The sequence below is a fragment of the Microcoleus sp. LAD1_D3 genome (assembly GCF_036702135.1).
In the GTDB taxonomy this organism is placed as follows: domain Bacteria; phylum Cyanobacteriota; class Cyanobacteriia; order Cyanobacteriales; family Microcoleaceae; genus Microcoleus.
Genome location: NZ_JAUBSB010000034.1, coordinates 33000 through 46262, shown reverse-complemented (window position 1 = coordinate 46262; position 13263 = coordinate 33000). Strand labels below are relative to the sequence as shown.

9 protein-coding genes are annotated in these 13263 nt (G+C 46.8%); 5 read left to right on the top strand and 4 right to left on the bottom strand.

Annotation, left to right across the window (positions count from 1 at the left end; all coding sequences use genetic code 11):
* The first annotated feature begins 85 nt into the window (after positions 1–85).
* From QUA74_RS18925 to QUA74_RS18905, 5 genes are all read left to right on the top strand, one after another.
* A complete protein-coding gene (locus QUA74_RS18925) occupies positions 86–1318 on the top strand; it encodes a DUF445 family protein (protein ID WP_333332179.1) in 1233 nt (410 codons plus the stop codon).
* A 168-nt stretch (positions 1319–1486) separates the two neighbouring features.
* Complete coding sequence (locus QUA74_RS18920) at positions 1487–1795, top strand: DUF3493 domain-containing protein (protein WP_333332176.1); 309 nt, start codon at positions 1487–1489, stop codon at positions 1793–1795.
* A gap of 597 nt (positions 1796–2392) precedes the next feature.
* A complete protein-coding gene (locus QUA74_RS18915; protein WP_333332173.1) occupies positions 2393–2968 on the top strand; it encodes an alpha/beta hydrolase in 576 nt (191 codons plus the stop codon).
* Between the two features lie 608 nt (positions 2969–3576).
* Positions 3577–4785, top strand: a complete 1209-nt coding sequence (locus QUA74_RS18910; protein WP_333332171.1) for a DegT/DnrJ/EryC1/StrS family aminotransferase — start codon at positions 3577–3579, stop codon at positions 4783–4785.
* A gap of 747 nt (positions 4786–5532) precedes the next feature.
* Positions 5533–6660 (top strand): glycosyltransferase family 4 protein, encoded by a 1128-nt coding sequence (locus QUA74_RS18905; RefSeq protein WP_333213014.1) that lies wholly within the window; start codon positions 5533–5535, stop codon positions 6658–6660.
* A 156-nt stretch (positions 6661–6816) separates the two neighbouring features.
* On the opposite strand, the gene QUA74_RS18900 is transcribed toward QUA74_RS18905, so the two are convergent.
* The 4 genes from QUA74_RS18900 to infB form a co-directional block, all read right to left on the bottom strand.
* Positions 6817–7998 (bottom strand): glycosyltransferase family 4 protein, encoded by a 1182-nt coding sequence (locus QUA74_RS18900; RefSeq protein ID WP_333332168.1) that lies wholly within the window; start codon positions 7996–7998, stop codon positions 6817–6819.
* 410 nt (positions 7999–8408) lie between these two features.
* Positions 8409–8633 carry a hypothetical protein gene (locus QUA74_RS18895; protein WP_333332165.1) on the bottom strand — a complete coding sequence of 75 codons (225 nt, stop codon included), beginning with the start codon at positions 8631–8633 and terminating at the stop codon, positions 8409–8411.
* A gap of 241 nt (positions 8634–8874) precedes the next feature.
* Positions 8875–9615, bottom strand: coding sequence for a low-complexity tail membrane protein (locus QUA74_RS18890; protein ID WP_333332162.1), 741 nt, complete (start codon positions 9613–9615; stop codon positions 8875–8877).
* Positions 9616–10018: 403 nt separating this feature from the next.
* Positions 10019–13186, bottom strand: a complete 3168-nt coding sequence (infB, locus tag QUA74_RS18885) for a translation initiation factor IF-2 (protein ID WP_333332159.1) — start codon at positions 13184–13186, stop codon at positions 10019–10021.
* Positions 13187–13263 lie beyond the last annotated feature (77 nt).

Sequence of the window (13263 nt, the reverse complement as noted above, 5' to 3'; positions counted from 1 at the left end):
AATTAAAAATGCTTGCAGTCTATATCAGCTATCTAACTATAGGGTGCACCGATCCCTGTGCACCTTACCCTATTTTTAATCCTTTATGAATCCCTCTGACATTTGGCTGTTGTTGGCCCCACCTGTAGTGGGAGGAATTATTGGCTATTTCACTAACGATATAGCTATCAAAATGCTGTTCCGCCCCTATCGAGCTATTTACATCAAAGGGCGGAAGTTGCCTTTCACTCCAGGCTTGATCCCCCGCAACCAAGAGCGTTTAGCAAAGCGAATTTCCGATACAATTATGGGTTCGCTGCTGACACCGCAGGAACTGCAAAACTTAGCTCGCCGCCTCCTGCAAACCGAGCGGATGCAGTCGGTGATTCTCTGGTTGTTGCAGTTGGCCCTGGATCAGGTAAAAGCAGACGCAGAGCAAAAAACCGCTAAAATTCTCGCTAACATTTTGCGAGATTTGCTGGGGGAATCTGTGCCGCGAATTCTCAAAGTTTTGGCGCGCCGGGAAGATTTTTTAGAAGCTCAGCTAAATCAAATTTTTGACCAAGTTTTGCTGGAGATTCAGCTAACGGAAGCTCAGGCGGCTCAGCTTGCTGAGTGGTTGTTGCAGGTAGTAATACCCCCGGAAGTGCTGCGGCAGGCTTTAATTGACTTTTTGACGGATCGCAATATTTCGATCATCGATGAAGGGTTTCGAGAAAAAACCAGCGGCACTTATTGGGTAGTAGCAAATTTGTTTGGTTTGCGGAACACTTTAACTCGGCTGCGGACTTTTTGTCTCGATGACAGAGAAGCCACAAATCAGCGCTTAGCAGAGTTAACTATTTCTTTGGGAATTCGCGGGCGAATTCAGGAATGGCTGCAAAATTTGTCGATGCAAAATTTACCGGTTTCGACTGTGAGACAGTTGCGAAAAACTATGCGCGACAGCGTTCGCAGCTACGTTCAACAGCGGGGTACAGAGGTACTTGAGGGGTTGAGCAAATCTATTGATTGGGAAAATATTTCGCGGTTGATTCTCAATCGATTGCAAACTTCAGCGGTGATGAGCGCTTCCCTGGAAATTGTCAGCAAAGAACTGGCTTTGGTTTTAGAGCGCTATCTAGAGCGGGATTTAGAAAATATTGTAGCTCAGGCTATCCCGATTTTGAATATTGACCAGGTGATTGTCGATCGAGTAAAAGGTACTTCTCCTGAAGAGTTAGAGTTAGCAATTCAGGGAATTGTCCAAAGCGAGTTGCAGGGAATTGTAAATTTAGGAGGTCTTTTAGGTGTTTTTGTCGGCTGTTTGCAGACAGTTGTGGTTTGGATTCAGCGGTGATTTATTTCGGCAGTTGCGGGATATTTGTTGTAGTCTAATATTCACTCGACTTGCGCCCACAGTACCAAAAACCAGGTTTTTCGACCGCATTGGCTACCTCAGCCAGACCGTTTTTGGTATAAACCGGGTTTTTGTGGCCCAATCCTAATTTACTTATTTTCTAAATCTATGCCAGCTCCAAATTCGGACGATCGCACAAACCTCCCAAAAAACCCGCGCAACCTCAGCCGCCAACAATACGAGCGTTTAACCGCAGAAATGGCCACTCCCTACCGGCCTCTGCGACAGTTTGTTTACATAGCTTGTGGCGCTTCGGGCTTTATCGGCGGCTTGGTTTTCCTCGCTAAAATTGCCTCTGGGCGGGAAATTGGTTCTGCTTTGCCTAATTTCGCTCTCCAGGTCGGAGTTGTGGCCCTGATGGTGTTCCTGTTTCGGTGGGAGCAGCGCGCCGAGGGCCGATCCCCGAAGTCGAAGTAACAAATATTTACAAATTGAGATAAAAATCTATCTGAGGCAAGGAAAAGTTATAAATATAAAGAAATTGTTATGAAATTCGGGTTTGCGATGATCCCTGTCATAATACAACAGTGGGTTCAATTGGGGTCAGCAAATTTAAAGGCCCTAATCATCAACCGCTTGTAATTCGTTCAATTGGGGTCAGCTTTCATAAAGACCCTAAATATATAAAATAAATTTAAGCCCAGCGCCAGCCTTCACTGATAGAAGAGCTGGCGTTCGGCATTGTGCGAGGATCGGGAGATTGGGAGATTGAATCGGGTGTGCACCGCGCACAGAGTCAAAAGCCCGTACTAGCGCCCGGAACCGAGTTTTTTGCCTAGCATCCGATATAGGTAATACCAGTTCCCAAAAATCATGCAACTGTAGGCCCCTACTCGAAATCACGATGATCAGTCATTTGCAAATCTAAAATCTAAAATCTAAAATCTAAAATCTAAAATGGTTTAAGTGCTGGGGCGATCGAATAATTTGGCATTTCCCAAAGAGCTTAGTCTGTGCAGTAACTAATGAGATGTGTCAAAGTCGAAGTAGAAAAAGATGTTGGGAGATTTTACTATGGGTCGATTATTTTTCAAAGGGCGGTGGACGTTATTTTTAGCAGCAGGCGCGGGAATTCTATTTTACAGCAGTGCTGCGGCGGCGGCCGAAAAGGTAGTGCTCAAATACAGTGCGATCCGAATGACTTTACCCGTCAGCGAATTAGAAATTTTTGCAGATACTGGGAAAATGTCGCCCGGGTTAGAAATGCTGCTGGGAAAGGCAAAAAAAGACCCGGAAGCGGTTCGCAACAGTCTGACGAGACCAGTGAAAGTCAGTCAAAGCTTTTTGGATCGGACGCTTAACAGCAAGGTTGGCGAAATAATTCTCGATGAAGTGGGTCAGGTAATTCGCACTCCTTCTGGGAATGCAAATCGAGAAGCTTTGCGCGAGGCCTTGGTGCTGTCTGCAACTAATGATAACGAGATTACGCTGCTGGAAGCGATGAAGAATTATCCGAATTCAGAAGTTTATGTTGAGGGCGATCGCTTAGTTGAAGCTTACGGCAAACTTGTAGCTTTGTCAGAACAATTGGGCGGCGTTTCAGAACGGCTGCAAGATATTTTAAACAAGATTCGCCTGCCTAGACTGTAGCGGATTTTGGCAAGGAGGGTTGATTCGTGCGATCGCAGAATGTTGCTGAACCTGCATAAATTACAGGGGAGTTACATTTTTTTTGTGCAAAATTTGCCTGATTTTTACACAAGTAAAAATAAAAATTAACTCCAGGCAAGCTCCAAACCTGACGGGAATGAGGCATTCTAAAATCTAACATCTAAAATGGTATAAGTTAGCTGTAAAAGAAGGGTCGGGATAAACGTTCGATGGTTTACACAAATTTAAAAGAAAATATATATATTTTGATTAATAAAAATCTGTCAGTAAAAAAACCGACAAAGACCTTGTGTATCCCCCATAAACTGAAATACGATTGGGTGGACATTGCAGTTGATCTATCTTAAGATAGATCAACGCTGTCAGAGTCAGGCGCTTGGGGAAAAACCACGGCTAATTAGTAAGCTCGTGCTATAACAGACACTATTACGCAACCTCTAGGCTAAAACTCTTGACTAAAAAAGTTGAAAAAAAAAAAGGTGAGAGACTGTATTAATTATCAGCACCTCGAATTCAAATAAAACCGTACCTGTCAGGGTAGTACACTTTCACTCTATCAACCCTATTTACTGGGTAACATTAGCAACATGAACAACAATCCTATTCGTTCAAAAGACCGTTTCTTGGTTTTCGGTGCTCCGGCGATCGAAGATGCTGAAATTCAAGAAGTGGTGGCAACCATGAAAACAGGTTGGTTGGGTACAGGCCCTAAAGTCAGGAAGTTTCAAGACGACTTTAATGCTTACAAAGGTTCCCAGCACGCGATTGCAGTCAATTCCTGTACGGCGGGACTGCACTTGAGCGTCCTCGCTGCTTGCTTGGAACCGGGGGATGAAGTCATTACTACTCCGATGACTTTTTGCGCTACAGTTAATGCCATCATCCATGCAGGGGCAACACCGGTATTGGCGGATGTAGATCCGGTGACAATGAATATTGACCCGGCTCAAGTCGAAGCTAAAATCACTTCAAAAACTAAAGCAATTTTGCCGGTTCACTTCGCAGGTCGTCCCTGCGATATGGATGCGCTTTGCGATATTGCTCGCCGTCACAACTTGAAGTTAATTGAAGACTGTGCTCACGCAATCGAAACAGAGTACAAGGGACGGAAAGCAGGCACATTTGGCGACTTCGGATGCTTCAGCTTTTATGTTACCAAAAACATTACGACCGGGGAAGGAGGAATGATTCTGGCCGCCAGTCAAGAAGATACCGACAGGCTCAACATTTTAGCGCTGCACGGTATGAGCAAAGATGCTTGGAAGCGCTTCAGCGATTCGGGTTACAAGCACTACCAAGTGGTGGAAGTCGGCTTTAAATACAATATGATGGATATCCAAGCTGCGATCGGCATTCATCAATTGAAACGAGTCACGCCTTATTGGCAGCGGCGGGAGCAGGTTTGGCAGCGCTACAACGAAGCATTTGCGGATTTGCCGATTACTTTGCCAGCCAACCCCGAACCGGATACAATTCATGCTTATCACCTGTACACCATTCTGGTAGATGAAGCCAAAACTGGAATCAGCCGCGACGAATTTCTCGACGCTATCAATGCTGAAAATATCGGTGTCGGCGTACATTATATGAGTATGCCGGAACATCCTGTCTATCAAAAAATGTTTGGATGGCATACCGAAGATTATCCGAATGCTGGCTACATTGGGCGGCATACAGTTAGCTTGCCGATTTCGGCCAAATTAACAGATGCAGATGTGGAAGATGTAATTGCTGCTGTTAAAAAATGTTTGGCGATCGGCAAAACTAAGAATCCAGCTTTGGCAACAGCAGGCTAAAATCCTGAAATAGTTTGCTATACAAACATCCTAGCTGTTCTTTAAGAAAAGCAGCTAGGATGTTTTTTAACTCCACAACGCCCTTTGGAAGGTAATGATCTAGCAATCTTTTCGGTTCCACCGGAGGTTTTTAATAGCCCAAACCATTGATTTTATTGCATTTACCTTCTGATTTCCCCCAAGGAAGGAGCAGGGGTGGTGAACTTCTTCCTTGTTCCTTCTGCTATACCAAATCCGGGTTTAATACCCGGTCGATGGATTTGAGATTTGAAATTTGAGATTTTAGATGCCACAAAAGCGGCCTGTACCATTCTCGGTTCGCTCGGATGCCCAGATGAGTGAGACCTGATCCGCGGCCGCGATCCGGGAGATTGTACTCTGGATGTTTTCGGTCAGTTATTTTAGTACGTAATATCCAGGAGGAGAGTATGTGTAGCAGCAATTTCAATCGCCACGTTATCTAAAACGCTTGAAAAGCCCTATTTAGTAGGACGCCAAACATCTTGGAAAAATTTTCAGTGCATTTTGGATGCTGCTGTTTCATTCTTTACAGTAAAAATACATAATTTTTGGTTCAGGGCCTTGTCAGTGAATTTACTTAATGTTATGTTGTCACCATACAATCACTGTCAGACGGCAGAATCTACTTTTCAATCAAACAAGACTGGTCTCTAAACCGAGCCTCATTTTTCTATATCCGTGTTTAGAAACAAGTAGAAAAACTTTAGTTAACTCAAGATGAATCCTATGTTAAAACTGAGTGCTTTATTCCCAATTCATTGCAATGACCGAGCCATCAGCCACGTATTTTTTTCAGTGTGCAAAGAATGGCAAAAACCTGAGCTGAATGCTCGCATGGTTGTCCCGAGTTGCGATCGCTCCTGCCGCAACTCAAATATAGTTGAAGCAATTCCGTCATTTCTGACAAACTTTTATTACCGCAGCCCTAGTGCTCCCAAAATCAAGGCAGAGAAGCGTTTTCTCAAAGATATCAAAAATTTTGATGTTGCCTACTTGTGGCCCGCTATATCATTAGATACTGTAAAGAGCGTTAACAAGCAAAGTAAGCCGATTTTTTGGGAGCGAGTTAATACTTGTCAAAGTCAAGCTAAGAGTATCCTTGACGATGCTTACTCTCGCTTGGAATTGCAACCTCAACACGCAATTACCCCAGAAAAAATTAAGACCGAAGAGCAAAAACTCAAGCTAGTTGACTTTCTGTTTTGTCCCAGTCCGGCAGTAGTAAAATCATTTCAAGAAGCCGGAGTTCCTGAAGAAAAACTGCTGTTAACCACAGAAGGTTGGTCGCCGTCGCGTTTCCCCAATTATCAATCCCAAAAACCGGCCTCAGAGGAAGTTAACGTCCTTTTCCTAGGTTTTGCCTGCGTCCGCAAAGGGACTCACCTGCTCTTGCAGGCTTGGGAGCGAGCTGGGATTAAGGGAAAGCTGACAATTTTTGGCTCCCTCGAACCGGCGATTGCTCACACTTGCAGCCATTTGCTGAAACGTCCTGATGTAGTTCACTTTGATTATGCCTTGGACTACAGTTCTGCCTATCGCCAAGCTGACTTTTTTGCCTTTCCCAGTCTGGAGGAAGGTAGCGCACTCGTTATCTATGAAGCAATGGGTCATGGTTTGCCGATTCTGGCTTCACCGATGGGAGGAGGTGGTGTGGTGCGTGATGGCGTTGAGGGCATAATTCTTCCTCCTTACGATACTGACGCCTGGGTGGAGGCACTACGAAAACTATCTAATTCTCCTGATTTGCGGGCTAAGATGGGAGCCGCCGCCCGCCAGCGAGCTTTGGAGTTTACTTGGCCAAAGGTTGCGGCTAGGCGCGGAGAGCAGATTCGGCAAAAAATGCAGGCAAAATAAAAACTCAATAGGAGAGGACTGACGAAGAGTCCTTATTTGTTAAAATCTTTAAGAAACGACTCTTCGTCCTCACGACTTGCCTGATGAGGGTTATATGACAGGACTAGATATAAGTCCTACTCAAGTTTAATTAGGTTGACCTAATTATTAACTTTTTCATGAGTTATAGGCTCCAGAAGCTAGTCGTTGTTCAAATAACCACTGTTTGCTTTCAGGAGAATCATCCAGCCAGCGATCGATCAAGTCCGCCCATTTGACAGGCAGACGCAACTCCTGCCAGGTTGAGTGAGAAGCGACAGAAAGATTGTGGTAAAGCGCTGAATCCGAAATAACTTTTTCGATACATTCTGCTAAAGCCAGAGAGTTCCCCGCCTCAAAAATCATCGAATTAATACCGTCCTTTAAGTGGGTTTTAAACATCGGGTGATCCGAAGCTACTATCGGTGTTCTAGTGCGTAAAGCGTGCTGAATTGTCAGGGGAAAACCTTCGGGATATTCGTGCCTGCTAGTAACTAACACGAGATCGGATTCTCTCATTAAAGGTTCTAAACTCTGAGTTGGCACGATTCCCAGAAAATCTACACAATCTTTAATTTGCAACTCTTCGACTCGCTGGGCAAAAAACTCCTCTTCACCTTTACCTGCCATTTTTAAGTGAACTGATATATTATTCCGTTCTCTTAACTTTGCTACGGCTCTCAATATATCGCCCACTCCCTTACTTTGTACTAACGAACCAGCGTAAAAAAGTTGAATTTTTTTGATGTCCGCAGGGATTTTTTTCGGCGACAAAGAGCCGGGATTGGTCTCTAAGAGGAAGTCCCAGGGAATTATTTTATCAGCTTTTACTCCTATTTCTTTAAATAATAAAGATGAAGTAATGCCGTAAGTTCCAACCCATTCTATTTGCTTGTTATTCAACAATTGGGATAGGAAATAGTTGCGGTATTTATTGCGCCAAGTTTTTGTTGCAATAGATTCGGCAAATACAGCGATGGTTTTAATTTCCTTTTTAATTGCCCAATTAAAAAGGTCTGGAAGAGTCGTCCGCAGGACTAAATGAGTCGGATTTTGCTGGGCAATTAAGTCGATCAATTTTTGGGGATCAATTTTGTAATTAAATCCGCAACCGATCGCCCGCACGCCGTTTTCTAGAACCCGATCGTTAAATTCGGGTGTCATGCAGCAAATAACCGTTACTGACTCAGCTCGTTTTGCCATCTCGGTGACGGCATCAACAGAATATTTTTGAGCGTAGTATGTTTCGCTTCCACCTTTGGCTAAACGCTCAAAGGCTTCTGCGTAATCGCCGGCATACTGAACTATTACTAAGCGCATTTTCCTCTACTCTGGTTGTAGACTATTTAATAGGACTTACGGTGCAAAAGGTTTGTAAGTATGTTGATGGGGACGGTTTGATGTACCGCCACAACCGCACGATTAATTTTATTTTGCTTCAGCCTTATTATAAACAGTTCCGGCAACAGGCACGTCAATAGATAGCGGCTGCAGTCGCTTTGTATGGGGGCTTTCAGGCTAATTTTCTCGGAATTTTTCTAAGTGTGTGTTGCCAGTAGAATGCGGGAATTAATCCCGACTAAGTAAGGAGAAATACTGTCCCCTGCAATTTGATCTCCGAAGTTGCGATCGACACTCACTATCGGCACTCACTTAGCATATTGGAGGGGATGCCAGCAGAATTGGGCTGTAAAATTCACAAACTGTGACAATATTTGGTTTTAGGGTACTCAATAAGCCAAAGTTTCTAAAGTTTCCCGCAGATAGGAACGAACCTGCTGATCGATGGTGGCATTTTGCTGCTGACGCTCAAAATTGAGTTCTAGCTGCCAGCGTTGAAATCCTGAACTTGCGCCGATCGCGGATTTGAGACTGCCCCAGATTTCAGAATCTTCGCACAGCTCACTCGGATCTCCGGCTTGAGGTTGTTGTGGGAGCGGTAGATAATTCGCCATATTGTTATACCTCTGTTTTAATCCCCTGTAAGGATTGAAAGCTTACCTTGACAGTATCTATTATAGATTCTTCTCTCCAAATAGCCCATATAAAATCTCCACAACCTGCGATTAAAAATTAAATATTAAGACTATTAATAATCTCAATCTGAGGAGGGGTATTCTCTATTATTTTTACTGCATACATCTGTCAAAATTAAAGTAGCTTAAACTACAATTGTGCCCATCTTAATTTTTTATTTCACTTTTTTTCGATCGACTGTTCGGGTAGAGATGTAACGCCGTTGGTGTCAGCAGGTTTTGGGTTGACCATACTGCCGGCTGACGAATTCCCTATGCCGGATGCTGCCCCAATTGACTCTAGGGGTGCAGCCACAGCGGCAGTTGTCTCGGCTGCCAAAGCCGGCAAAAGTCGATCAACTTGCCAAGGCGCGATCGTAAAATCCTGCCGAATTTTTTCTAAAACATGAGGCTTTGTCGCTGCAAATTCTGATTCCGGCGTCAGCAAAACCGCCATGACACTAGCAGACACCTGCACAAACAAATTGCTAGCTAAAAAAGCAGCAACTGCCAACAACAATCCAGCCCACCGCCAGGAAGGAGGAAAGGGAGCCACCGAAGCCGCGAGGGGAGCGAATCGGTAAAGCTGCCACAAAATTACTGCCAGCAAAACAGCGACAAATAAAGCGAGTCCTTTATTTAAGTTAGTTTTAAACCGACTCAGAATCCGGTGCTGCACAGAAGTTAAATTCTGCGGTTTTACCGCCACAACTAAAATACTAAAAATGTAAAAAGGGCGGAACCACTGCATCCACAGCACAGGAACAATACCTGCTACAGCCACTAAAAACATTTCTAACCAGACAGGGAGCAGGGGAGAACCCACTGCGAGTCCCAGCAAGCACAGTCCTAGGAAAATCGGCAGTGTAGCCGCCCCAGAAAGGTGAATCCACAAAAAAGGATCTGACCAAAAAGAACGCACTTTCAATAATTATGAGTTATGAGTTTTGAATTTTGAGTTTTGATAGTCTGGGACGCACTCTTAACCAAGAAACCCGTGCGAAGAGTACATATCTAGCGGTCAAACCGAGCATTGTAGGAGGCAACTCGGTTGCTTTGCGTAAGTCTTATTGGAGTTTTAAATTTTGAATTTTTAGGGACAGCCAAGACGATGAGGACGTTGTTAATTGCGGATATATTTGCTTTTATTACTTTTTCCTTCTCACCTCGATAACTAAAACCTTCTGCCTTCTGGCTTCTTGCTTCTGCTATAAGTTAAAAACAAAAGTTGGGAGTATTGAGTGAAGAGAATAGTTGCGAGCGATCGGCAATTTGGTTGCGATCACTCAAAAATTCTCTTCCAACTCAACACTCACAACTCAAAACTATTGAGAGAGAGTCCGGCGCTTAGTAACCATCCGGTAGGCTTCAATAAGATCGCCATCCGCCCAGTCGCTAAACCCGCTCAAAGAAATGCCGCATTCAAAGCCAGAATTGACTTCCTTGGCATCTTCCTTCATCCGTTTTAGGGAGTCGAGGACACCTTCGTAAACGACATTGTTACCCCGGCGCACCCGCACCTTACAGTTACGGATGACTTTGCCAGAGAGTACCATACATCCAGCCACAGCCCCGCGACCGATCGCAAAGACAGCGCGCACTTCGACTTGACCCAAAGGTTCTTCCACCAATTCGGGTTCCAGCAGGCCTTCCATCGCCCCTTGAATATCATCCAAGAGGTTGTAGATGATGCTGTATTCCCGCACGTCTACGCCCGCTTGGTCGGCCGCGAGGCGAGCGTCGGTTGCCAGAGTAGTATTGAACCCGATAATTACAGCATTACTGGCTGCAGCGAGGTCAATATCCGTTTCTGTAATTTCCCCAGGAGCAGATAGCAGCAGTCGGAGTTGAACTTCTTTTTGAGGAAGTTGAGTCAGAGCGCCGACAATTGCTTCGAGGGAGCCTTGGACATCTGCCTTCAAGATCAAGTTGAGTTCCTTGAGAACGCCTTCCTTAGCTTGTTGAGAGAAGCCGCTGAGGCTGATCCGGCCGCCTTGCAGCAGGCGAGAATCTCGTTGGGAGGTAGCTCTTCCAGAGGCGATCGCCGCAGCTTCTTTTTCGTTTGCGAAGACATCAAACTCGTCTCCGGCGCGAGGAACTTCTCGCAGCCCCAGCACTTCCACCGCGAAGGATGGAGTTGCGTGCTCTACGCGATCGCCCCGGTCATCGATCATTGCGCGCACCTTGCCCAGAGCCGAGCCTGCGACCACAATATCGCCCACTCGCAGAGTGCCGTTCTGCACAAGCAGAGTTGCCACAGGCCCCCTTGCCTTGTCGAGGTGAGCTTCAATCACAGTACCCTTAGCCGGTCGGTGCGGGTTGGCGTTGAGGTCTTCCATTTCCGCGACTGTCAGAATCATTTCCAACAGCGTATCCAGGTTTTCGCCTCGAATCGCGCTGACTGGAACCATCGTGATATCGCCGCCCCAGTCATCTGCCACCAAGCCGTACTCAGTAAGCTCTTGCTTCACCCGTTCCGGCTGAGCACCCTCCTTGTCAACTTTATTGATAGCCACGACAATTGGCACTTTCGCCGCTTTCGCGTGGCTGATCGCTTCAATTGTCTGGGGTCGCACGCCGTCGTCCGCCGCCACCACCAAGATGGCGATGTCCGTAACCCGTGTTCCCCGAGCCCGCATCGCTGTAAAGGCTTCGTGACCGGGCGTATCCAAAAATACCACCTGCTGGCTCTTGCCTTCGTGTATCACATCCACGTGGTAAGCACCGATGTGCTGGGTAATGCCCCCAGCTTCTCCCTGAGCCACCTTGGTTTTGCGGATCGAGTCGAGCAAGGTAGTTTTACCGTGATCCACGTGACCCATAATCGTTACTACTGGCGGACGGCGTTCGAGGTATTCCAAATCCGCTGCGTCCAGCATCTCGATCACTTTGATAGCTGGGGCTACTTTTTCTGGGGTTTCCACCTCTACGCCCATTTCTTCGGCTACCATCCTCACCGCTGGAATGTCCAGGGTTTCGGTAATATTTACCGCAATTCCTTTAGAGAACAGCCGCTTAATAATTTCGGTTTCGGGAACAGCCAGAGTAACTGCTAGTTCTTGAACGGTCATCGGCCTGCTCAGCAGCAGCTTTTCTGGACGTTCTACCTTAGCTTCGGCTGTTTTGCCCCGGTTGCCGCGTCCCCCGCTCGAACCTGAAGAAGAACTTTTATCGTGAGAAGGGCCTGGTCTCTTATTTTTTCCGCTGCTTCCGGGTGCGCCCGGAGTTGGTGTTGACTTGGGTGCTGCTTGTCCCTTCGCTTTAGCTGGGCGGGCTAGGGACAGGCTGACCGTGACTGGTGCTGGCAGATCCAAGCCGTTTTCTAAGTCATCATCATCCTCGTCTATGGGTTTGAGGCGAGAACGTTTTGCCTTAACTGCCTTGGCAGCTTTGGCAGCATCTGAGTTTTCGTCATCATCTTCTTCCCAAATGACCGATGTCTTTTTGGCAGGACGAGGGAGGGAGGGCCTTTCGAGGAGAGTAATCCCCAGCAACGGCGTATTATCTTCTTCATTGTCATCAGTGTCATCCCCGGAGGCTCCGGTGTCACCGCCCCGGCTACGCAGCCCGGTAGCTGACGTTGCGGGGGCAAGGCTCCGGCGCGGGCCACCGGGCTGGGGTCGATCGGCAAGTGGAGTTTTGACTGGGCCACCAGCGCCTTCCCGGCGCGGTCTTTGCGCGTCGCGGGATTCGGTACCTCCCGGTGTAGGTCTGCTGGGGCGGCTCGGTTTAGCCGGCGCTTCCAGAGTTTCTGACTGTTCTGATTGCTCTTGCTCGGTTTTTGCAAGTTTGAGTACCGGCTTGTTCCCCAGATTTTGTGGGGTACGGCTAGCCGACTCTGACGCCCCTCTGACTGGCGGCGACGTGAGTTTGGCCGACGGCGCAGGGGGGGCGATCGGCGGTTGCTGGGTGCGTTCTGGAGCCTTTTCCGACGGCGGTTGAGGTGCCACAGGTGCCTGAGCCTGGGCGGTTGTTTCCGGGGCGATCGCACCTACAGTTTCCGACACTATTTCTGACGGAGCCGCCGATACAGCGACATTTGGCTTCGACAGTACAGGTCGATTGATATTCGGTTTAGCGGGAGGCTGGAGTTGTTGAGCTGCAGGCGACTTGGGAGGAGTTGCCACGGTTGCCGCAGGCTGGTTTTTGTTCTCCTCGTTGCCCGCAGGCTGGGAGTTTGCACCAGCCGGCCGTACTTTTGGACTGCGTATTTCTAAAATTTGCTGCTTTTTTTGTTGGTCGTTAGGGTGAGGGCCAGATTCTCTAGATGGCGCTGCTGCTCTTTCGGGTGGAGCTGGCTTGCCGGGGGAAGAGTGGCTACTGGCTACGTATTTTTCCGCCGTTTTGCGAATGCGCTCTGCTTCTGATTCTGTAATTGTGCTGCTGTGGCTCTTGACTGAAATATTGAGCCGCTCGCATACTGCCAAGATGTCTTTATTATCCAAATTTAGTTCCCGTGATAATTCGTAAATTCTTACTTTGCCGTTGTTCATCCACTCTGCCCTCTTTTGTGCCAACCAGTTTTTACATTGTGATTTTTTGTGCTAATGACGACATCATTCGGTGTGAT